The organism is Snodgrassella sp. B3837 (assembly GCF_026535955.1).
GTDB classification, from domain to species: domain Bacteria; phylum Pseudomonadota; class Gammaproteobacteria; order Burkholderiales; family Neisseriaceae; genus Snodgrassella; species Snodgrassella alvi_E.
This window is the reverse complement of the sequence record NZ_JAFNPI010000006.1, coordinates 23676-47037: the sequence shown is the minus strand read 5'-3', so window position 1 is coordinate 47037 and position 23362 is coordinate 23676. Positions and strand designations below refer to the sequence as shown.

The following is a 23362-nucleotide window of genomic DNA, read 5'->3' as shown; positions in this document are numbered from 1 at the left end:
TGTAGTGTTACCATAACCTGTTTCTGGCACAGAATTGTCCACATAGACAGTGTTCGCACCAGCCAGCTACTTGCCAGCTTGCTTTTTTTTACTGACAATCAAAGCACCCTTCATAAGGACAACCAACATGATTATAGTAATGCAGCGTCAGGCTACCGAAACACAGATTAACAGCGTCATCAGCTACATTCGTGAGCGCGGATTGCACGAGCATATTTCGCGCGGAGAAGAGCGCACTATTATTGGCGCAGTTGGTGACGAAAGAGTGTTCGAACCACGCGAACTGGAAGCACTAGCCGGAGTAGAAAAAGCCATGCGCATACTTCAGGATTGGCGCATCATCAGCCGCGAGACCAAAGCCGAAGACACCGTCATTACCGTACGCGGACAGCAGCTTGGCGGCAACCATCATCAATTGGTAGCCAGCGTAACTAACACACAATTGCCAGAAAACATCAACATATTCATCGATCCCTTTTTTCAAGCGGCCTCACCCTATACCCCACCATCTCAACCACGAACCAATATGCAGCAACAGATAGCCAGTGCCCATCAGGCAGGTAAATCAGTATGGCTACGCATCAGAGACGTGCGCCAGCTTGAACCAGCCTTACAAGCAGAGGCTGACATCATTTATCTGGGCGGCGAACTCATGTCTAATCGTACCCTGCTCAACGAAGTAGGCTGCCTAAATATTCCTGTCGTATTGTGTAAAGACAAACATCATCAAGTCGATGACTGGCTTATAGCTGCTGAGCACATCGCCTTAAAAGGTAACCACCACCTTATGCTTGGAGAAGCAGGCACCCTCAGCCTTGAGCGCAATGCCCCTTACCGCCTTGACGTAGAAGCCATTGTTAAAGCCAGAAAAATTACCCATCTACCCATCGTTGCCAACATTTCACATCTCGCCCATGCCTATATGGACTCCACCACACTCATGCAGATAGCACAGGCGGCAGGAGCCCACATTATCATTTATTAACTGGACAATAAGTCTAAAATTAAAAATTTTACAAAAACAAATAATTTCTTTAAATTTGGACAAATTAATTCAGAAAATGCATAAAATTTGTCCAAATAAAGCATAAAAATGCACAAAACTAAAAAATTAAAGCATAAAATAAAATTTTAACCTCAAAATAGGAGTAAACTTCACAAAAATAGCACTTGCTTAACATCAACACCTGCTTTATCGTAAACACTCATTTAGCTAACCCAAACCTGCTCATCCGACTACCGGACGCAGAACCAACAGTTCATCACAATAAGTGCGTTCGCGTACCCCAAATCGCTGTTCGCATTTATTAAATCTTACCGGATTGCAGATGCATTGGTTACGTGTCAGTCGGACAGCCAGAACATAAGAGGTTGATATGCAACTTTCAGGTGCACAAATACTCGTGCAGAGTCTCAAAGCCGAGAATGTAGAATATGTTTTCGGATATCCCGGCGGAGCAGTTCTCGAAATATACGACGCCATCTTTCAATTAAAAAAATTTCGCCATATCCTTGTCAGACACGAACAGGCTGCCGTACATGCAGCTGATGCCTACTCACGTGCCAGCAACGGTGAAAAAATAGGCGTCGCACTGGTTACTTCCGGCCCGGGTGCCACCAATGCCATCACCGGTATCGCCACCGCCAATTCCGACTCTGTCCCACTCGTGGTCATTTCCGGTCAGGTAGGCACACCGGCTATTGGTTCCGATGCTTTTCAGGAAGTAGACACCATCGGCATCTCCCGCCCCTGTGTCAAACATAACTTTTTAGTTACCCATATTGGCGAACTAGCTGAAACCATTAAAAAAGCCTTTCAGATTGCCCGCACAGGCCGCCCAGGCGTAGTCGTGATTGATGTGCCCAAAGATGTAACACAGGCAATGGCCAAATTCAGCTATCCACAAGAAGACATCAACATCCGCTCCTATCAGCCCGTAACCCATGGGCACACTGGCCAGATTAAAAAAGCTGCACAAGTACTGGCCGCAGCCAAACGCCCAATAGTACTGTTTGGCGGTGGCGTAGTATTAGGCAATGCCAGCAACGTACTCACTGATTTCATTCAGTCTACCGGTACCCCCTGTGTTGCCACCTTGATGGGGTTGGGTGCATTTCCCAGTACCAACCGCCAGTTTCTCGGTATGGTAGGTATGCATGGCAGCTATGAAGGCAATTTAGCATTACAAAACGCCGATGTTGTACTAGCCGTTGGGGCACGCTTTGACGACCGCGTTATCTCCGTACCGGACAAATTCACCGATGATGGCAAAAAAATTATCCACATCGATATCGACCCCTCCAGCATCGCCAAACGCGTAAAAGTAGATGTACCCATTGTTGGCGATGTTAAAAACGTATTAGCAGATTTGCTAGCACTGTGGCAGAAACAAAATCTGGCATTCAGCAACAACGCTCTGGAAAAATGGTGGAAATCCATTGAAAACTGGCGCAGTCACAACAGCCTGTGGTTTGAAAGCGCAGATGAATACATCAAACCACAGCAAGTCATCCAGACACTAGCCAAAATCACAGGTAACAACGCCCTCATCACCTCCGACGTTGGCCAGCATCAGATGTTTACTGCACAGTACTATCCGTTTCAACGTCCCCGTCAATGGCTCAATTCAGGCGGACTAGGTACCATGGGTGTAGGACTGCCTTATGCCATGGGTGCCAAACTGGCGCGGCCGGAAGAAGATGTATTCTGCATCACTGGTGAAGGTTCCATACAAATGAATATTCAAGAACTTTCCACCTGCTACCAATACCGTCTGCCCATTAAGGTCATCAACCTCAACAATGGATTTCTCGGCATGGTGCGCCAGTGGCAGGAGCTCTACTACGAAAACCGTTACTCCGAAACCTACATGGATTCACTGCCAGATTTTGTCAAACTGGCGGAAGCGTACGGACACGTCGGAATCCGAATTGAAAAACCTGCGGATATAGAAGGTGCACTGAAAGAAGCTATTGCTCTGAAAGACCGTCTAGTATTTATGGACTTCATTACTGACCGCACCCAAAATGTCTACCCAATGGTGGGTAACGGCAAAGGTCTGGATGAGATGGTGCTGCCACCACATATGGATAAAATCAAAGCTACAGCTGCCAACGAGCGCGAGCAGAATAGCCGGAGCGCATCATGAGACACATCTTATCTATTCTGATGGAAAATCAATCTGGTGCGATGAGCCGTATAGTCGGCCTATTTTCAGCCCGTGCCTACAACATCGATTCCTTATCTGTTTCCCCCACAGAAGATAGAACCTTATCACGCATGACCATCGTTACCAGTGGCAGCGACAACGTCATGGAGCAAATAACCAAACAGCTCAACAAACTGATTGAGGTTATCAAAGTAATCGATTTAAACGACAGCCAATATGTAGAACGTGAACTCATGCTGGTCAAACTACGTGCCACCGGCAAAGACCGCGATGAAATCCTGCGCCTAGCTGATATTTTCCGCGGTCACATCATCGACGTGACCGACAAAACCTATACTGTAGAAATCACCGGTACCAGCAACAAGCTCGATGCCTTTCTAGACACTGTAGGCAAAACACTGATTCTAGAAACCGTCCGTACCGGAGCTGCCGGCATTGGCCGCGGTGAACGCATGCTACGCATTTAAGCACAAACCCAAACACCTTCGGCCGCATCAGGCCGAAACATGAACATAACCAAGACACAAAGTTTTAACAAAAGGAATAACAATGCAAGTTTATTACGATAAAGACGCCGATCTTTCATTAATCAAAGGCAAAACCGTAGCCATTATCGGCTATGGCTCACAAGGACATGCACACGCAGCCAACCTAAAAGATTCAGGCGTTAATGTAATTGTCGGCTTACGCAAAAACGGCAACTCTTGGCACAAAGCAGTTAATGCCGGCCATGATGTACGCGAAGTAGCCGAAGCCACCAAAGCCGCTGATGTAGTAATGATACTTACCCCTGATGAATTTCAGCCTGCCGTATACATCAACGAAATTGCCCCCAACCTCAAAGACAACGCTACCGTAGCCTTTGCCCACGGTTTCAACATTCATTACAACCAAATCATTCCAGCTAAAAATTTGGATGTGGTGATGATTGCTCCTAAAGGCCCAGGCCATACCGTACGCAGCGAATTCCTCAAAGGCGGCGGCGTACCTAGCTTGATTGCCGTACATCAGGATGCCACTGGCCGTGCCCGTGACATTGCATTGTCTTATGCTGCTGCCAACGGCGGCACCAAAGGCGGCGTAATTCAAACCACATTCAAAGAAGAAACCGAAACCGACCTCTTTGGCGAACAAGCCGTATTGTGCGGCGGTTTGGTTGAATTAATCAAAACCGGTTTTGAAACGCTGGTAGAAGCCGGCTACGCTCCAGAAATGGCCTACTTCGAATGTCTGCATGAAATGAAACTGATTGTAGACCTTATCTACGAAGGCGGAATTGCCAATATGAATTATTCCATTTCCAACAACGCAGAATACGGCGAATACTTTACCGGCCCACAAGTAGTTAATCAGCACTCCCGCCAAGCCATGCGTGAAGCATTAAAACGCATTCAGAATGGCGACTATGCTAAATCATTCATCGTCGAAGGTGCTACCAACTATCCTTCCATGACAGCCCGCCGCCGCCAAAATGCCGAGCACCCGATTGAAATTATTGGTACCCAATTACGCAGCATGATGCCATGGATTGCCAAAAACAAACTGGTTGATCAGGACAAAAACTAATCAGCCGCAGCAGTCTGCTTGATTTAAAGCAAAAGCTTGTGTATGCATTTTCCATATACAAGCTTTTTTTAACCCTTTCAACCAAAAATAAATATGACCAATACCCCCGCACCGCAGTCAGCTACTGCAACCGCAAAAACACAAAACTCGCCTACCAAAGTCGCTATCGCCAGCCTTGTAGGCACCGCCGTTGAGTTTTACGACTTCTATATCTACGGTCTGGCCGCCGCCTTGGTACTGGGTGACCTGTTTTTTCCAATTCAAGACAAAGCCCTCACAACTATGGCGTCCTTTCTGACTTTCGGTATCGCCTTTATCGCCCGCCCGATTGGTGCCGCATTATTTGGCCATTTTGGCGACAAAGTCGGACGTAAAACCACCCTTATCGCATCCCTACTTATCATGGGTATCAGTACCACCCTAATTGGTATTCTCCCCACATACCAGCAAGCTGGCTTTATCGCCCCATTATGCTTATGCGTCCTGCGCTTCTGTCAGGGCATCGGACTTGGCGGTGAATGGGGCGGTGCCGCCTTATTGGCTACAGAAAATGCACCTAAAGGCAAACGCGCCTTATTTGCCATGTTCCCGCAAATAGGACCTCCTATCGGCTTCATTACAGCCAGCCTGATATTCATACTACTGTCCAAGCATCTAACCAACGATCAAATGATGGCATGGGGCTGGCGCATTCCGTTTCTACTAAGCATCGTATTGGTTGGTCTCGGCATGTATGTCCGCATGTCTATTATTGAAAGCCAAGCATTCCGCAACATGGTTGCCAGACAAAATCACGTCAAAGTGCCACTGAATGATACCGTTCGCAAACATTACAAACAGCTCATTCTTGGTTCTCTGGCTGCCATGTCGTGCTTCACCCTATTCTTCCTGACCACCGTATTTTCACTACAATACGCCACCACCACACACCCATGGCAAAGTACGTCTTTATTTAACAAAATCGAATACCTATCCATCCTCATGGGGGCAATCGTATTCATGGCCATAGGGTCACCCATCTCTGCATGGCTGTCAGACAGAATCGGCCGTCGTCCTGTATTTCTGATAGGAGGCATCATCACCATCATAATCGGCTTCTTCTATGGCGATTTAATCAACAACAACAGCACCATAGTAGCAGCTGTATTCTTGTCTTTTTCCCTCTTTATCATGGGAATATTATGGACACCTCTGGCCGCGTTTCTGCCAGAAATTTTTCCAACCAACGTACGTTATACCGGAGCGGCCATCTCCTTTAGCTTCGGCGGCATACTGGGTGGGTCACTCACTCCCTTTCTCGCCGCATCACTTGTTAAAGAATACGGTTTACAAGGTAGCGTCTACATTGGCTGGTTTCTCATAGCCGCCTGCCTACTCAGCATCATTGCCGTACTATTACTGCCTGAAACCCATAGGCAAGAAATAGAAAACTGATACAGATAAAAAACCGATTGATTCAATCGGTTTTTTAATGCCACATTCACACTGCCCCAGCGTCAGTCAGTCTTCAAAAGCATCACTTTCTGCTAAAATACCCACGAAAACACAGCATAGCAGAAATCATCATGAGCATAATCAATAACAAAAAAGCCTTTCACGATTACTTTATCGAAGAGCAAATAGAAGCCGGTATCGTACTCGAAGGCTGGGAAGTCAAAGCCATCCGTGCCGGCCGCGTGCAAATCAAAGAAAGCTATATTCAATGGAAAAAAGGTGCATTCTATCTGGTCGGCAGCCACATCACCGCATTACCCACAGCGTCCAATCACGTTAAACCTGATCCAGTACGGCAGCGTAAACTACTGCTGAAACAATCAGAAATCAACAAATTGATTGGTAAAGTAGAACGCAGCGGCTATACCCTTGTTCCCGTAAACATGCATTACAGCCATGGCTATGTCAAAATCGATATGGGTTTAGCCAAAGGTAAAAAACAGCACGACAAACGCCAGAGTAGCAAAGAAAAAGACTGGAACCGCGAAAAACAGCGGCTCATGAAACAGGCTCGCTGATTTATGTATAAAATAAAATCTTTACAAGGGAAATTGAATCAAATTAATTTCCCTTTTTCATAAATTACCCATAAAAAAGCCAAAATAAATTCCTTAATTGATTTGAATTTCGTAATAATTCTCAGCGGTCTAACATAACCAAATTTATAAAATATCCCTCTTGTAAAATACTGTTAACCCATGTTAAAATAAAAAATATATTGAAAAATCAAAATACCTCAATCCAATCTATTTAATATATATTTTAAGCGATGAAGCGAGAAATTATGAAAATGTTATTGGTAAAGTAAAGCTAATACATCAATCCACACATAAATAATCTCCTTTATCAGAATATCAACTGTGGCCATCTATCAGCCGTTTTCAAATAATAAAAAGCAGTCCTCAGAAAATCAAATAAAACAACGTAGGCAATCACCAATGCTGAGCACTTCTGAATAATCTCGCGAGTTAAAATAACGTTGAAAACTTCACATACCTCTTCTCTTGAAACAGCAGTACATATTTACAACGCTCTTTTCATAACCAGCTTAAAACTAAAAAACGTGCACGTGTCACTGAAATGATAAACATCCTTGGAAAGAAATTCTGATTTTTTTTATCGATTAACAATACCTTTCACCACACAAACAACATCAGGTACAAGCATGAATGATCATCAAGCAATTTTAAAAGTAATGAAGGAATGGCGCTGCAATTCCAAAGCTTATGCCAGAATTTATCTGTTTGCCTGCTGCGTATGTGCATTTATATCACTGGTGTGCGGGCTGGATGTATTAACCAGACACAATGAAACGGGCAGTTTATTGTTTTTTACATCAGCACTCATATGTACCTTTTTTCTCTTCAGACGATATAAAAACAAACGGCACAACATTAAACAAGTTCGCTTCACCACTAAGGCAGTTTACATAGAAAAACTAAAATTAGATATCAGCTACCTTAAATCTGTTGAATACATCAGAACACTTAAAAACAGCGATAACTCAATCATCTCTATCGAATTCAGCATGACATTTTTTCCTAATACGCTAGTTAAAGATAACGTACATTTTTATATGGAATTCGGAAAAATATTATTAGGTACCAGCGAGAAATACGACTACCAGAGACGATTCATCAATGTACTGAAGGTACTTGCAAAAGACAGACGAGAACAATTAAAAAAACAGCAAAATTAGATTCAAACAGCAAATATCCTTACCTGAAACGCATCAGCATTAAAATAAACATATTAATCAATCTTATCAGGAAATATTGCATATTTTCAAAATATGCCTCCTCCCCATGTCAGGCAGAAGCAGAAATAAAAACCGAAAAGTGTTAAAATAACGCGCTTTATACCCAAACACCCGTCAAGAGCCTAGCATGAATCAGGATAAAATCTTAATTCTCGATTTTGGTTCACAAGTAACCCAGCTCATCGCCCGGCGCGTACGTGAAGCTCATGTTTATTGTGAATTACATTCATTTGATATGCCCATTGCCGATATCAAGGCATTTGCCCCTAAAGGCATTATCCTGTCCGGTGGCCCCAATTCAGTCTACGAATCAGACTATCAGGCCAATCCGGAAATTCTGAATCTCGGCATTCCCATTCTAGGCATTTGCTACGGCATGCAATGGCTGGCGCATACCATGGGCGGAGAAGTGAGCGGTGGCGACCAGCGCGAATTCGGCTATGCTCAGGTGCACACAGAAGACAGCCAATTCACCAATGGCATTTTTGACAACCAGCCCAACACACTGGATGTGTGGATGAGCCATGGTGACAAAGTCAGCAAACTGCCGGTAGGCTTTAAAAGCATTGGCCACACCCCGAGCTGTCCCTATGCCATTATTGAAAATCCGCAAAAACACTTTTACGGCGTACAGTTTCACCCAGAAGTAACCCACACCAAACAAGGGCGTGAATTAATCAATCGCTTTGTACTGGATATTTGTCAGGCCAAACCAAGCTGGACAATGCCAAACTACATTGAAGAAGCAGTCAGCAAGATTCGTGAACAAGTAGGTACCGATGAAGTCATTCTGGGGCTTTCTGGTGGGGTTGATTCATCTGTAGCCGCAGCACTGATTCACCGCGCCATCGGAGACCAGCTAACCTGCGTATTTGTAGATCATGGCTTACTGCGCTATAAAGAAGCTCAGATGGTCATGGATATGTTTGGAAAAAATCTTGGCGTAAACGTTATTCACGTAGACGCTTCTGCCGATTTTCTATCTAAATTATCAGGTGAAACCGACCCGGAACGCAAACGTAAAATCATCGGTGCCGAATTTGTTGAAGTCTTCCAACAAGAAGCCACCAAACGTCAGAATGCCAAATGGCTGGCTCAAGGCACAATTTATCCAGATGTAATTGAAAGTGCCGGAGCCAAAACAAAAAAAGCACATGCTATTAAAAGCCATCACAACGTAGGCGGACTACCTGAAACCCTCAACCTGCAACTACTCGAGCCACTGCGAGACCTTTTCAAGGACGAAGTACGTGAATTGGGCGTAGCTTTAGGTTTACCACGCGACATGGTATACCGTCACCCTTTCCCTGGTCCCGGCTTAGGCGTGCGAATTCTGGGAGAAGTAAAACGCGAATATGCTGATTTACTGCGCCGTGCCGACCATATCTTTATCGAAGAATTACGCAACACCTGTGATGAAGACGGCGTATCTTGGTACGACAAAACCAGTCAGGCATTTGCCGTTTTCCTGCCAGTAAAATCCGTAGGCGTCATGGGCGATGGCCGCACCTACGAATATGTAGTTGCTTTACGTGCTGTGATTACCAGCGATTTCATGACCGCCCACTGGGCACATTTGCCCTACGATTTACTGGGTCGCGTATCTAATCGCATCATCAACGAAGTGCGCGGCATCAACCGCGTGGTTTATGATGTGAGCGGTAAACCACCTGCTACTATCGAATGGGAATAGTCACAAATTACAATTAATTTAACTCAAAAGCCTTGTTCTACAAGGCTTTTATTTTTAATTAAAATAGTAAACTGTAATTAAACAAAACCTATAATAAAAAACTAATCTACATAAACAAACTGCAGAATAAAATATTATTTTAAAGATTTCACTACTGTAGCTAGCTTTTCTATATAAATCACTTACCAAACTCAGTTAAGCTCACTCCATTCAAAAATACCATTATCTATGCCTAAAAAGCATGAATCACCATAAAGTATAAGTATTTTACATACAAATTTAAGATACCTATACTTTCTCAAATCATAAAAAACCAATGATTGGTAAAAGAAATTTTTAAAACAAAGTTATACCAATAAGTTTAAAACTGCTATAGATATTAATTATGCAAATGAAATACATACCTATCTACAACAATTAGCAACGAAAAGGAGAATTAAAATAATGCAGTCACAAATCAATTCATCACCATTAAAAGCTCACTGGTCCGCCGTATTTTCTCTATTTCTAGGCGTCACCAGTCTTATTAGTGCAGAATTCATTCCCATAAGCCTACTCACCCCTATAGCAAAATCCCTACATATTACTGAAGGCATGGCCGGGCAAACCGTCACCGCAGTAGGTATTTTTGCCGTATTGTCCAGTTTGTTTCTATCTAGCATTACCGGAAATATAAATAGACGCAAAGTATTACTAACGCTTTCTCTAATGCTAATCATAGCCAATATATTGATTGCCTTTGCACCAAACTACATCCTATTATTAATTGGGCGTAGCATACTAGGACTATGTGTTGGCAGTTTCTGGTCTCTATCTTCCGCTGTAACCATGCAGCTGGTTCCAAAACAGAATGTTTCACGTGCTCTTAGCGTCGTTTATGCCGGTGTATCTGTAGCAACCATCATTTCCCTGCCATTGGCCAGTTATCTGGGCAACCTAATCGGTTGGAGAAGTATTTTTCTGTATTCAGCACTTTTAGCTGCGATTGCATTTATTTGGCAGTTCTTCTCATTGCCACAGTTAGCTCCCCAAACTGATAGCAACTTTAAAAATATGATATTGCTGCTGAAACAGCCATGGGTAAGCACCGGTATGCTAGCCACCATATTCAGTTATGGTGGATATCACATTTTCTTTACATATCTAAGACCTTTTCTACAGCATACTCTTTCTCTGCCTGCCAATACCTTATCAATGTTATTACTACTATTTGCTATAGGAAACTTTATTGGGACAATGATTGCAGGCTGGATAATGCATAACTATTTTAAATCGGCCATGATAATCAGCCACATAATATTTTTTATCCTGGCCATCAGTTTATTTTCCAGCAGCAATAATCCGGCAACCGATTCAGCATTAGTCGTTGCTTGGGGATTTATGTTTGGTTTTCTGCCTGTTGGCTGGTCCACCTGGATAGCCATCACACTGGCCAATAAATCCGAAATGATGGGTGGCCTTTCAGTTGCAGCTATTCAGTTTGCCATCGGCTTAGCCGCGGCAATCGGTGGAAGTATTTATGACCATCATGGTATCAATGGCATATTTTTGATATCGGCATTGATTTTCATCGTGGCATTGCTTCTTATTCAGACCAGTTTGACATTATTAACGCATACCACCACAAAACAACTACCCTAATTCTGATTACCAGCAAAGATATACACTCATGAGAAACGTTTATTTATATTTTAGAAAATATTTTCTACCTTTACTGAATCTAATATTTTTCTCAATATTATCTTCACTATCTAACGGAGCTGATATGTACAATCAGACAGATAATTTCTATCAAAGTAATCTTGTAACAAGGCAACCAGTAAATTTTCTTAATCAGTACCAAATGAAAGTTGCCGGAAATCTGTTTATTCCCAAAAGTATTATTACCAATCAAAAATACCCCGCAATAATTGTCGGCCACCCAATGGGTGCAGTCAAAGAACAAAGTGCCAATTTATATGCCACTAAAATGGCCGAACAAGGCTTTATTACGCTTTCTATCGATTTATCATTCTGGGGTGAAAGTGATGGACATCCTCGCAATGCCGTATTACCTGATATGTACAGCGAAGATTTCAGTGCCGCAGTAGATTTCTTAGGCACTCAGCCATTTGTAGATCGCAATAAAATAGGCGTCATCGGCATATGTGGCAGCGGTAGCTTTGCCATCAGCGCCGCTAAAATTGATCCTCGCCTCAAAGCCATTGCCACTGTCAGCATGTACGACATGGGTGCGGCAACCCGCAACGGTTTGCACCATACACTTACCCTGCAAAAACGAAAACAAATCATCCAGCAAGCTGCAGAACAACGCTACATTGAATTTACTGGCGGAAAAATCGAGTATACCGGAGGCACCATTAATAAAGGAAAAATCACTGCTTCTGACAGCCCAATAGCTCATGAATTTTATGATTTTTACCGTACTGCTCGTGGTGAGTTTACACCATCCGGTTCACAACCAGATTTAACTACCCACCCCACTCTAAGCAGCAACCCCAAATTCATGAATTTCTATCCCTTTAATGACATAGAAACCATCTCACCACGTCCATTGTTATTCATTACAGGAGATAAAGCCCATTCTAAGGAATTCAGCGAAGATGCATACCGCCGCGCAGCCGAACCCAAAGAGCTGTATTACGTAAAAAATGCCGGCCATGTAGATTTATACGACCGTGTTAACCTTATTCCCTTCGCCAAACTAACCTCTTTTTTTAAAACCAACCTTTAATCAGCCAATGTAAAAACAGCTAATTCAAAATAGTTTGAATATATTTATTTTGCCTGCATCTTTGACTTAAACTAAAGATGTAGGCAGAGACTGACAATAAAAGCTTTAACAGAGCTTAAATAGAAAAAACTTCCTTCAAACGCTGTAAAAACAGCATAGAATCTTTTGAAAACAATTGAAATCTTTTCCAAACTATGTTGACATCCACTTCCAATAGCGGATGCAGCGGCCGAAAACAGAAAACACTGTCTCCACTAGTATTAATCAATTTATCCAAACACAAAGCATAGCCCACATTCTGCTCAACCAACAGCGCCGCATTAAAAATCAAGTTATAGGTTGCAACCACATTAAGCTGGTCATAATCCTTTTTTATCCAACTAGCTATACTGTTACTCACATACTTTTGGCGCGACATAATCAGCGGCAGTCCCCATAAATCTTGCGGTTGAATAAAATCGCGTTCAGCTAGTGCATTATCTTTACGCATCAGCACACCCCATCTGTCTTTCTGCGGCAAGCAGATCGAATCATATTTATCCACACGCGCTGGATCAATTAATACACCAAAATCAAGTAATCCTTTATCTAACCGCTCAGTTACATCATTGGCATTACCACTGAAAATATGAAAGCGAATACGAGGATAATCTTTCTGCATCATCTTAATTACCTCTACAACCGGTCTTAACGCATCCGTTTCACCACAGCCAATATAAATATCTCCGTGCAGACTTTTATCTAAATGATGAAACTCAGACTCCGTTTTGTGTACAAGCTCCAGTATCTGCTCAGCACGTTGACGCAAGTGTATGCCTTCTTCCGTCAGCGTAATTCGTCGGCGGCCACGTATAAACAAAGTACATCCTAGTTCTTCTTCCAGCTCAATAAGCTGGCGCGACAGTGTAGGCTGAGTAAGATGCAGGTAATCAGCTGCGGCTGTTATACTTTCCTCTTTAGTCAGTGCCAGAAAATAACGCAATACTTTAATATCCACCTAGCAATTCTCCCTTATCCTTCCAGTGCACAGATTAGCATCTTCTACCTAAGCTAAAAAAATTATTGTCAATCTAGAACCAGATTAATATGTTCTTTACAAAAAGAACAATTAAATATCATAGCCATTGAATTAAAGCTTATTCAATATATAAATCTAATTAACTTATATTTAAGTAAAAAACAAAAGGCCGCTAAAAAGCGGCCAGAAAAACATGATTCAGAATTAATCCTGAAATTTTTTCTTAATGGAATCCACAGCATTATCGATAGCATTAGCTGCATCATGTACAGCATCTTTTACACTGCCAACGGCTTTATCAACAATACCTTCAGACTGAGTCTTAGTATCGCCAACTACCTTACCCACATTTTCTTTTACTTCACCTTTGGCTTTATCTACAAATCCATTATCGTTCATATTCATAACCATCTCCGTTCTGTTTAATCATTGCTTAAAATTTTTTATATAAAACACTTATCCCTCAGTAATTTATCTTAGAGAGACAACCAAAAGCCCGCAATAGATATAGTCAAAATTTGCAGCTAATTACAAATATATTAAAAAATTAAGATAAACTAGATTTGGTTAACGAGTCTGCAATATGCCAGCCAACATGACAACATTAATATTATTAAATTATTAAAATATTAAAATTATTTGTAGCATATATAATTTAGTTTTTATATATATTTTATTTTTCTCAAAATAAATTGACTAAATTTCATTATCATTTTATTTTGCATTTTAATTTAATAAACTAAATATATTTCCAAATGAAAATATAATTGAGGTGAGTATGGAAAAAAAAAATACTTATTAACATTAATATTCATAAATTAAAGAAGATTACTCGGATTCAAGGTAAAGAAAAATATGCTCAGGCGCAATTTTGTATAGGTGCTTATTATGATGAAATGAAAGATGATTATCAAAAAGCTGTTAATTATTTATTAAATATTACCAAAGAAGACAGCCCACACTATTATGGGTGCGCTAATTATTATTTGGGAAGGATGTATTATTATAAAATAAATAATTATAACAAGGCAGAATATTATTTTTTAAAGATATCGCAAGAAGAATGTCCCAAAGAGTATTCTATGGCTCAATTTGAATTGGGAGACATTCATTACGGTAAAAAAAATTATGACAAGGCAGAATATTATTTTTCAAAGATATCGCAAGAAGAATGTCCCAAAGAGTATTCTATGGCTCAATTTAAATTGGGACTCATTCAATATAATAAAAATAATTATGCTAAGATGGAATACTTTTACTCAAATATTTCTAGAAAATACCATCCTACTATATATGCTACATCCCAATATTTTTTAGGAGTTTTCTATATAGAAACAAAAAGGGATTATGATAAAGCTGAAAATTATTATTTAAATATTAAAAAAGTAGACAATCCTGAAATATATGCTAAAGCTCAGTTTGAATTAGGTTTTATATCTGCTAGCATAAGACACAATTACGATAGAGCTAAAGAATTTTTACTAAAAATATCCAAAGATGACAGTCCGGAATATTTTGCCCAGGCTCAATGTTATTTAGGATGCATGATTTACGACTTTGGCGATAATTATCAAGATGCTGAAAATTATTTCACAAATATTTCTAGAAAAGATAATCCTGAAGTTTACGCTTTGGCTCAATATTATCTAGGACTAATAAATTATAAAATCAAATATAATAGCGATAAGGCAATAAATTATTTTTCCAAAATTTTTAGAGAAGATAACTCTGAAAAATATAATCAAGCTCAATATTTTTTAGGTTCAATCTATCAAGAGAATAAACATGATGACGATATGGCTATAAAGTTTTTTTCAAATGTTAGTTATGAGCATGATTCAGAATTTTATTACTTAGCTCAGTTTGAAATAGGTAATATTTACTTGTTCAATAAAAACCTGCCCGCTGAATCTTGTAAGTATTTTAATCAAATAAAATATTGTAAATTAGGAGCTAATAATTATATATCTGCTCAAATAATATTAGAACTAATTAAACAAAAATCGTGTAATATATTTAAAATAAAAAATGTAAAAGAATTATTAATTAATAATATTGAAAAAATTTGCCAATTAACTCAAAATATAAAAGATTCATTAATGGTAACTTTAGAGAAAGAGTTATCATCAAACGAAAAAACTGTTACAAAGAATCCTGAACGGCGTGTAGCTCATTACACTAAACCAAGTGTTTTATTTAATCTACTCAAAGGAACAAATCCAAGTAAATTCAGATTAAATATCGTCGATTTTATGAATGATCCCAGTGAGAATCAGGTATTGATTCAATGGCTGAATATTACAACTAATCCAGATAGCGAAATCAAAACTTTCTTAGCCAGTTTTTCCTTTAATCATAATTCTTTAAATCAATTCCGATTATATGGAAATGAGGAAAACATTCTTGGCTCAGGTGTTAGCATTGCTTTTAATCAAAATTTTTTTGGTCAAAATACTGAACGCAGTATAAATATGGAAAATATTAATTTAATAAATCATTTTTCTAATCCTATTTCTGCAAATAAAGATTTAATTTCAAGTCAAGTTAATATCGAAAATAATATAGAAGAAAATATCTATCCATTATCTATATATCGATGCCTTTACTTTGACCCAAAAACAGAATATATATCATTAGCCAAACGGAATAAGCAGTCTTTTTACTTGGAAATGTACCATGAAAAAAAAGATACAGAAGAAATAGATCAGGAATGGGAGAAATATATTGAAGCTTTAGAAGAAGAGCATAAAATAGAAACCATTCGCCATCAGTTAAGAGAAATAAAGAGATTAATGAAAGACCTTTTAAAAAATAAAGAACTGAATAAGCTATCTAATTTAGAACAATTACTTAGCTTAGCTGTCTTACCTATATCCTGCCTGATAAAACACGCTGCTTTCGAAGATGAGGACGAATGCCGCATGATTTATATTACTCACATCGCAGATAAAAATATTGTTGAACCAACAGATTATCAAGCCGCTAATAATTTGTACATTGAATATAAAGAAGTTGAAGATTATATAGACAAAATTTATCTGGGTCCGCAATGTAAAATGCAGCATAAATTATGGCTAGATAATCATTTCAAGAAAAAACACAATGGAAAAGAAATCAGATTGATTAAATCCGAAATGCCTTTGCGTTAATTTTTATACTGAATAATGATAGCAAAAGTGTATTTTTGCATTTAGCCTACCAAGCAATATATTTAACCCATGTATAATCTGCATTTATGTAGAATTTAACTAGGTGCTTCACTGTACTCACACAGTGATATGGCCTTGATTTAACGGTTTTTAGAAGTGCAAACAATGCAGGAATACAATCGTTTAAGCGCAAGCAATGGTACTGCAACGGCCAATTCAAATCAGCAGGTTAATCAACCTCTGCCGCCAAGAACCTTGTCTGTGGCGCCAATGCTGGACTGGACAGACCGGCACTACCGCTATATGGCCAGACTAATTAGCCAAAATACATGGCTGTATACGGAAATGATTAACGCTAATGCCATTATTCATGGCAATCGAGATAAATTACTGGCATATCATCCGCAAGAGCAGCCCGTTGCTTTGCAGCTTGGGGGCAGCGAACCCGATGTATTGGCGCAGGCAGCAAAAATTGCTGCCAGCTATGGTTACAACGAAATCAACTTAAACTGTGGTTGTCCTAGCCCGCGCGTACAGCATGGTGCTTTTGGTGCTTGCTTAATGCGTGAGGTTGCGCTGGTAGCCCACTGTCTGAATGCCATGCAGGAAACCGTAGATATTCCGGTTACCATCAAGCATCGCATCGGTTTGGATAAAGAAACAGCTTATGAGCCATTAGCTGATTTTGTCGGCACATTGCGTGAACGTACCGCCTGTCGCATTTTTATTGTTCATGCGCGTAATGCATGGCTCGAGGGGCTATCACCAAAAGATAACCGTGATATTCCACCACTACGCTATGACCATGTTTATCGCCTGAAACAGGAATTCCCTGATTTACAAATCATTCTCAACGGTGGCGTGACCAGCAATGAGCAAATTAGCCAGCATCTACAATATGTCGATGGCGTGATGGTCGGGCGTGAGGCTTATCATAATCCGATGCTGATGCGTAGTTGGGATGCTGAATTTTATGGCAGCACACTTCCTGCAGTGGGATATGAAGCCTTAGTTGAGCAATTGATTGAATATACACAGCAGCAGTTGGCAAAACCCGATAATTCTTTGCGCCATATGGCACGTCACTACTTAGGGCTGATGCATGGTCTGCAAGGAGCACGCCAGTGGCGGCGTATGCTATCCGATGCTTCTTTGTTAAAAAATAACAATGCCAGTTTAATTGCTGCTGCATGGCAGGCAGTGAAAAATAGCAGCGTCAGCCAGCCTGCATCAATTTAAGCTACAATTACCCTATTTTGTATTGGATAATCTGTATGCAACAGTATCTAGACTTAATGCAACACGTACTTGATCATGGCGTGGACAAATCAGACCGTACCGGTACCGGCACTCGTTCGGTTTTCGGTTATCAAATGCGCTTTAATCTCGCCGATGGCTTTCCTGTACTCACTACTAAAAAGCTGCATTTGCGCTCCATTATTTATGAATTGCTGTGGTTTTTACGCGGCGATACCAATATCCGCTATCTGCATGAACACAATGTTACCATTTGGGATGAATGGGCGGATGCCGATGGCAATCTAGGACCGGTTTACGGCTACCAATGGCGCAGCTGGCCAGCACCGGATGGCCGCCATATCGACCAAATCAGTAATTTGCTGCAACAGATTAAAAACAATCCAGACAGTCGGCGCCTGATTGTTTCTGCATGGAATCCGGCATTGGTAGATGAAATGGCCTTACCCCCTTGCCATGCTTTGTTTCAGTTTTATGTGGCAAACGGCAAATTGTCCTGCCAGCTTTATCAGCGCAGTGCCGATATATTTCTTGGTGTACCGTTTAATATAGCAAGCTATGCCCTGTTGACCATGATGATTGCTCAAGTGTGTGATTTACAATCAGGTGAATTTGTTCATACCTTAGGTGATGCTCACCTATACAGCAATCACTTTGAGCAGGCAAAATTGCAACTATCCCGTACACCGAAAAAGCTGCCCCAAATGCATTTAAACCCAGATGTAAAAGACCTATTTGCATTTCAGTTTGAAGATTTCACTCTAACGGATTATCATCCGGATGCTCATATCAAAGCCCCAGTAGCCGTATGAACAAATTCCGTAAAATCACCTTAATTGCAGCGCTTTCTGATAATAATTGTATTGGCAAAAAAAATCAGATTCCATGGTATGTACCCGAAGATTTTCAATTTTTTAAACATTACACCATGGGCAAACCTGTGATAATGGGGCGCAAAACATGGGATTCGCTGCCCAAAAAACCCTTACCGGGGCGGCCAAATTACGTAATCAGTCGAAATCCGGAGCAAGTGTTTTGCGGTGCTACATCCTGCCGGAATATCGACGAGGCTCTTTTCCAGTTAGCAGACACTGATGAAGTCATTATTATGGGTGGCGCACAAATCTATGCTCAAGCAATGCCCTTAGCTACTGATCTACGCATCACCAGAATTCATTTAGATGTTGCCGGAGATACATTTTTTCCAGAAATTAGCCCCCGTGAATGGCGATTAGCAGAAAGCAGTAATCATACGAGTAAACAAGATAATATTGTTTATGACTTACAGCATTTTGTGCGCTTGCCCACTGCCGATTAATTCCAATAATCATCAAGTAGTTAATTCGCATTTAAACTGAATTTAGCAATAGAGGATGAGGTTAAACGAGCAGGCTTTTTCGAAATATTAAATTTAATTGTTGTTTTGCCTGTTTGATAACTATGATGTCTGATATTTAATGTCGTAGCCAATCTTCTATCCTCTGCTATTTTAAGACCTAATAAAAATAGATTCATTTAGAAATGAATTTTCTCTATTTATGCGTAAAATTAGCTTTAGTGTAATCAGCATAGATATACTTTGACAGTTATCCATCCTTCGCCCACAATAAGCCTACACGTCATTAACGAGATTAAACATCAAAGGATATAGTTATGAGTACTGTTACCCTAAAAGGTTCACCTGTTGAAGTAAATGGCCTTTTCCCCCATAAAGGCGCTACAGCCCCTGAATTTACCCTTACCGATGCGAATTTAAATGAAGTTTCATTGGCTAGCTTTGCCGGCAAACGCAAAGTACTAAATATATTTCCAAGTGTAGATACTGGCGTTTGTGCGGCTTCAGTACGCCATTTCAATGCTGATGCGGCTAAATTGAGCAATACAGTTGTTTTATGTATTTCAGCCGATTTACCTTTTGCACAAGCTCGCTTCTGTGGTGCTGAAGGACTTGATCAGGTAATTACCTTATCTACATTCCGCCATCCCGAATTTCGAGAAGAATATGGTGTAAAACTGAGCACAGGTCCTTTAGCTGGGTTGTGTGCCCGTGCTGTGATTGTTTTAGATGAAAACAATCAGGTTTTACACAGCCAGCTGGTAGCTGAAATCACTACCGAACCAAACTATGAAGAAGCATTAGCAGTATTGTAAAATATAATGTCCAGATAAGCGTTCAGAAATCTGAACGCTTTTTTGCTTTTGCACTATGTCGTTGCAAAGGCAGCTTTGTTAAAATCTCATCAGAAGAAAATTAAAATAGCAGGAAACCATATCAATGAACACACAAGTAATCGTTACAGATGTACAACGCCCTAAACTAATTCCACCCAAGGGTGCCAGCAAAGTATTATTGCATTCATGCTGTGCACCTTGCTCCGGTGAAGTAATGGAAGCCATGCTGGCCGCAGGCATTGATTACACCATCTATTTTTATAATCCAAATATTCATCCGAAAAAAGAATATGAAATTCGCAAAGATGAAAACAAAGCTTTTGCAGAAAAATTCAATATTCCGTTTATAGACGCCGATTATGATATGGACAACTGGTTTGCCCGCGCCAAAGGTATGGAGTTTGAACCAGAGCGTGGTATTCGGTGTACCATGTGTTTTGATATGCGTTTCGAACGTACAGCTTTATATGCTCATGAAAACGGTTTTCCGGTCATTACCAGCTCTCTAGGCATTTCTCGCTGGAAAAATATGCAGCAGATCAATGATTGCGGCAAACGTGCGGCAGAAAAATATCCTGGTCTGATTTACTGGGATTACAACTGGCGCAAAGGCGGTGGCAGTCAGCGTATGATAGAAATCAGCAAACGTGAGCAGTTTTATCAGCAGGAATATTGCGGCTGCGCTTATTCTTTGCGTGACAGCAATGCATGGCGTCGCGAACATGGCCGAGAAAGCATTAAAATCGGCACTAAATACTATGGCACTGAAGAAAAAGCTTAAATCACAAGATTCAGTGCGGTAAGAAATCAATCATAGCAACCAATCTAAATTAGCTTAAAGTAATGAAACAGCGGATTCATCAAGTAAATCCGCTGTTTCATTAATATTTCGCTAGGGTTTGGACCAGCAGGCTATTAAACTTGCTTTTTTATTTATCTCAAATACCATTTGTAAATGTCTGGCATCTAAAAATAACGACAAAAGTTGCAATTTACACTTCTTTCAAATGGCTCATATGTAGCTTTTCTGGCCATTTTCTGCCATCCTTGTAAACAGAAATAAAGCTTATTAAAGGATAAACATGAATCAATGGATTTTCCTATCCATCGCCATACTAGCAGAAATTTTTGCAACCAGTATGCTCAAAGTAAGTAATGGATTTACCAGACTCATACCTAGCTTCTGCTCCATTATGGGCTATATCATTTCCTTTTATTGTCTGGCGCAGACACTGAAAACCATGCCAGTAGGCATCGCTTATGCTGTGTGGTCTGGAGTTGGCATTGTATGCGTATCACTAATTGCATGGATAAAATTTGGCCAGAAGCTGGATATGCCGGCTATTATCGGTATAGGTCTGATACTGGTAGGAGTTGTAGTCATTAATCTTTTTTCCAAGTCAATGACTCACTAACAAAAAAACCGTGGCTAACCCACGGTTTTTCTTAAACAGAATAAATGATTATTCTGGAGATGATGATTTTGGTTCATGCTGAAGGCTTACAGCCCGTGCAGGAACGATGGTAGAAATCGCATGCTTATATACCATTTGTGTTACAGAGGTATTACGCAATAACACAACATACTGGTCAAATGACTCTACCTGACCTTGCAGTTTAATACCGTTGACCAAATAAATGGAAACCGGTACATATTCTTTTCGCAGTGCATTCAAGAAAGGATCTTGTAACATTTGTCCTTTGGCGCTCATTTGGATACTCCGTTTTTTTGATTATGTTGTCGCTAAGCTGCACCCGCGTACAGCGATTAGAAAAGCGTAGTCAATGCTACCACATTAATGGGCATTTGTTTTCTTTGTACTGACTTTATTTTTACGTTTTACCTGCTTTTTCGATTGTTTAATCTGCTCACGTTTCGCAATCCGGTTACTCATTTTAACTCGACGCAATGGCTGTGCAGGCTTGCAGTCTTTTTCTTCATATGGATTGTGGTTAACATTATATTGAATACGTAAAGGTGTACCCTGTAAATGAAAGGCTTTGCGAAACGTTTGTGTCAGATATCTGGTATAAGCATCACTAATATGTTGCAAAGCATTCCCATGAATCACTATGACTGGCGGATTCATACCCCCCTGATGGGCATAGCGCAATTTAGGCCGAATTAGTCCGGCACGTGGTGGCTGCTGCCGCTCAAGCGCACTTTGTAATACACGAGTAATTTTTGGTGTGGGCAACTTAATCATTGCTGCATCATATGCTTCTTGAATTGAGCTAAACAGCCCGTCTATGCCCTTCTCTTTTAATGCAGAAATAAAATGAATTTTTGCAAAATCCAGAAAATATAGTTTACGGGCAATATCGCGTTTTACTTGCTGTTTGCGTTCTTCGCTCAGTCCGTCCCATTTATTGACAGCCACCACCAGAGCGCGTCCGGCTTCAAGAGCAAAACCTGCAATAGTAGCATCCTGATCGGCTATATCCTGCTGTGCATCCAATACCAACACAGCTACATTTGCTTCATCAATGGCTTGCATCGCCTTGATTACAGAAAATTTTTCAATTGCATCATCTACTTTTCCACGCCGGCGCACCCCTGCTGTATCAATAATCGTAAACGGCTTATCACCCCGTTCAAAATCAATATGTATCGAATCACGCGTTGTTCCGGCCATATCAAAAGCAATGACTCGTTCTTCGCCGAGAATGGCATTTACTAGCGTTGATTTGCCTACATTAGGACGGCCGATGACTGCAAAAACCGGATGCTTGCTTTCAGTTTCTTCTTGCTCTTCAGGAAACGATTCCAGCACAGTTTCAATCAGCTCATAAACACCATCACCATGTGCACCAGAAATAACTACAGGTTCACCAAGACTGAGCTCATAAAATTCAGCCGCTAAAACCGGCCGATTACCACCCTCACCTTTATTCACTGCCAGATACACCGGACGGGTACTTTGACGTAGGCGATTGGCGATAATTTGATCTTGCGGCGTTAAACCCGTCCGACCGTCCACCAAAAAAATAACTGCATCTGCTTCATCAATAGCCTGTAAAGTATGCCGTGCCATTTCATAGAGAATGCCACTATCTACAACTGGCTCAAAACCGCCAGTATCTACCACCAGATAAGGTTTGCTTCCCACCCGTCCATGGCCATAGTGACGATCTCGTGTCAGACCCGGTAAATCAGCAACCAGCGCATCTTTGGTTCGGGTCAGGCGATTAAACAGAGTTGATTTGCCTACATTCGGTCGACCAACCAAAACGATTGTTGGTTTCATATAAATTCTTTCTAATAATTTTACTTCGCTGTAAAACAGCAACAGCCTGCCATAGGCAAGCTTTTTAAAAAACTACAATCCTGAGATTAAGGCATGATTACT

21 protein-coding genes are annotated in these 23362 nt (G+C 40.7%); 17 read left to right on the top strand and 4 right to left on the bottom strand.

Going from position 1 to position 23362, the window contains the following annotated elements:
* Positions 1 to 127 precede the first annotated feature (127 nt).
* From J3U67_RS01205 to J3U67_RS01160, 10 genes are all read left to right on the top strand, one after another.
* The gene (locus J3U67_RS01205) at positions 128 to 985 is read left to right on the top strand and encodes a chorismate mutase (protein WP_267403459.1); all 858 of its coding nucleotides are present in this window, start codon (positions 128 to 130) and stop codon (positions 983 to 985) included.
* 391 nt (positions 986 to 1376) lie between these two features.
* On the top strand, positions 1377 to 3149 hold the full coding sequence (gene ilvB, locus J3U67_RS01200; protein ID WP_267403457.1) for a biosynthetic-type acetolactate synthase large subunit: 1773 nt from the start codon (positions 1377 to 1379) through the stop codon (positions 3147 to 3149).
* A complete protein-coding gene (gene ilvN, locus J3U67_RS01195; protein ID WP_100140561.1) occupies positions 3146 to 3637 on the top strand; it encodes an acetolactate synthase small subunit in 492 nt (163 codons plus the stop codon). Before ilvB ends, ilvN begins: the two co-directional genes overlap by 4 nt.
* 82 nt (positions 3638 to 3719) lie before the next feature.
* Positions 3720 to 4736: a ketol-acid reductoisomerase gene (ilvC, locus tag J3U67_RS01190; RefSeq protein WP_267390428.1), complete on the top strand. Its 1017-nt coding sequence runs from the start codon at positions 3720 to 3722 to the stop codon at positions 4734 to 4736.
* A 93-nt stretch (positions 4737 to 4829) separates the two neighbouring features.
* On the top strand, positions 4830 to 6170 hold the full coding sequence (locus J3U67_RS01185) for an MFS transporter (RefSeq protein WP_267403455.1): 1341 nt from the start codon (positions 4830 to 4832) through the stop codon (positions 6168 to 6170).
* Positions 6171 to 6301: 131 nt separating this feature from the next.
* On the top strand, positions 6302 to 6748 hold the full coding sequence (gene smpB, locus J3U67_RS01180) for an SsrA-binding protein SmpB (RefSeq protein WP_037405662.1): 447 nt from the start codon (positions 6302 to 6304) through the stop codon (positions 6746 to 6748).
* A gap of 647 nt (positions 6749 to 7395) precedes the next feature.
* Positions 7396 to 7929, top strand: a complete 534-nt coding sequence (locus tag J3U67_RS01175; protein WP_267403452.1) for a hypothetical protein — start codon at positions 7396 to 7398, stop codon at positions 7927 to 7929.
* Between the two features lie 187 nt (positions 7930 to 8116).
* Positions 8117 to 9682 carry a glutamine-hydrolyzing GMP synthase gene (gene guaA, locus J3U67_RS01170; protein ID WP_267403450.1) on the top strand — a complete coding sequence of 522 codons (1566 nt, stop codon included), beginning with the start codon at positions 8117 to 8119 and terminating at the stop codon, positions 9680 to 9682.
* Positions 9683 to 10126: 444 nt separating this feature from the next.
* A complete protein-coding gene (locus tag J3U67_RS01165; protein WP_267403448.1) occupies positions 10127 to 11323 on the top strand; it encodes an MFS transporter in 1197 nt (398 codons plus the stop codon).
* Between the two features lie 28 nt (positions 11324 to 11351).
* On the top strand, positions 11352 to 12416 hold the full coding sequence (locus J3U67_RS01160) for an alpha/beta hydrolase (protein ID WP_323811375.1): 1065 nt from the start codon (positions 11352 to 11354) through the stop codon (positions 12414 to 12416).
* Between the two features lie 115 nt (positions 12417 to 12531).
* Here the strand turns inward: J3U67_RS01160 and J3U67_RS01155 are convergent, their stop codons facing one another.
* On the bottom strand, positions 12532 to 13413 hold the full coding sequence (locus tag J3U67_RS01155; RefSeq protein ID WP_267403446.1) for a LysR family transcriptional regulator: 882 nt from the start codon (positions 13411 to 13413) through the stop codon (positions 12532 to 12534).
* Between the two features lie 225 nt (positions 13414 to 13638).
* The gene (locus J3U67_RS01150; protein WP_218965425.1) at positions 13639 to 13839 is read right to left on the bottom strand and encodes a CsbD family protein; all 201 of its coding nucleotides are present in this window, start codon (positions 13837 to 13839) and stop codon (positions 13639 to 13641) included.
* A 491-nt stretch (positions 13840 to 14330) separates the two neighbouring features.
* On the opposite strand from J3U67_RS01150, the gene J3U67_RS01145 reads away from it, so the two are divergent.
* From J3U67_RS01145 to J3U67_RS01115, 7 genes are all read left to right on the top strand, one after another.
* A complete protein-coding gene (locus J3U67_RS01145; protein ID WP_267403444.1) occupies positions 14331 to 16583 on the top strand; it encodes a DUF2971 domain-containing protein in 2253 nt (750 codons plus the stop codon).
* Between the two features lie 165 nt (positions 16584 to 16748).
* The gene (gene dusA, locus J3U67_RS01140; RefSeq protein WP_267403442.1) at positions 16749 to 17822 is read left to right on the top strand and encodes a tRNA dihydrouridine(20/20a) synthase DusA; all 1074 of its coding nucleotides are present in this window, start codon (positions 16749 to 16751) and stop codon (positions 17820 to 17822) included.
* Between the two features lie 35 nt (positions 17823 to 17857).
* Positions 17858 to 18652, top strand: coding sequence for a thymidylate synthase (locus J3U67_RS01135; RefSeq protein WP_267403440.1), 795 nt, complete (start codon positions 17858 to 17860; stop codon positions 18650 to 18652).
* Positions 18649 to 19158, top strand: a complete 510-nt coding sequence (locus J3U67_RS01130; RefSeq protein WP_267403438.1) for a dihydrofolate reductase — start codon at positions 18649 to 18651, stop codon at positions 19156 to 19158. Before J3U67_RS01135 ends, J3U67_RS01130 begins: the two co-directional genes overlap by 4 nt.
* Positions 19159 to 19493: 335 nt before the next feature.
* A complete protein-coding gene (gene tpx, locus J3U67_RS01125; protein WP_267403436.1) occupies positions 19494 to 19991 on the top strand; it encodes a thiol peroxidase in 498 nt (165 codons plus the stop codon).
* A 124-nt stretch (positions 19992 to 20115) separates the two neighbouring features.
* On the top strand, positions 20116 to 20793 hold the full coding sequence (locus J3U67_RS01120) for an epoxyqueuosine reductase QueH (RefSeq protein ID WP_267403434.1): 678 nt from the start codon (positions 20116 to 20118) through the stop codon (positions 20791 to 20793).
* 301 nt (positions 20794 to 21094) lie between these two features.
* On the top strand, positions 21095 to 21427 hold the full coding sequence (locus J3U67_RS01115; protein ID WP_100140946.1) for an SMR family transporter: 333 nt from the start codon (positions 21095 to 21097) through the stop codon (positions 21425 to 21427).
* Between the two features lie 48 nt (positions 21428 to 21475).
* On the opposite strand, the gene hfq is transcribed toward J3U67_RS01115, so the two are convergent.
* The gene (gene hfq / locus J3U67_RS01110) at positions 21476 to 21724 is read right to left on the bottom strand and encodes an RNA chaperone Hfq (protein WP_100140945.1); all 249 of its coding nucleotides are present in this window, start codon (positions 21722 to 21724) and stop codon (positions 21476 to 21478) included.
* Positions 21725 to 21808: 84 nt separating this feature from the next.
* Complete coding sequence (gene der / locus J3U67_RS01105; RefSeq protein WP_267403430.1) at positions 21809 to 23260, bottom strand: ribosome biogenesis GTPase Der; 1452 nt, start codon at positions 23258 to 23260, stop codon at positions 21809 to 21811.
* Positions 23261 to 23362: the final 102 nt, after the last annotated feature.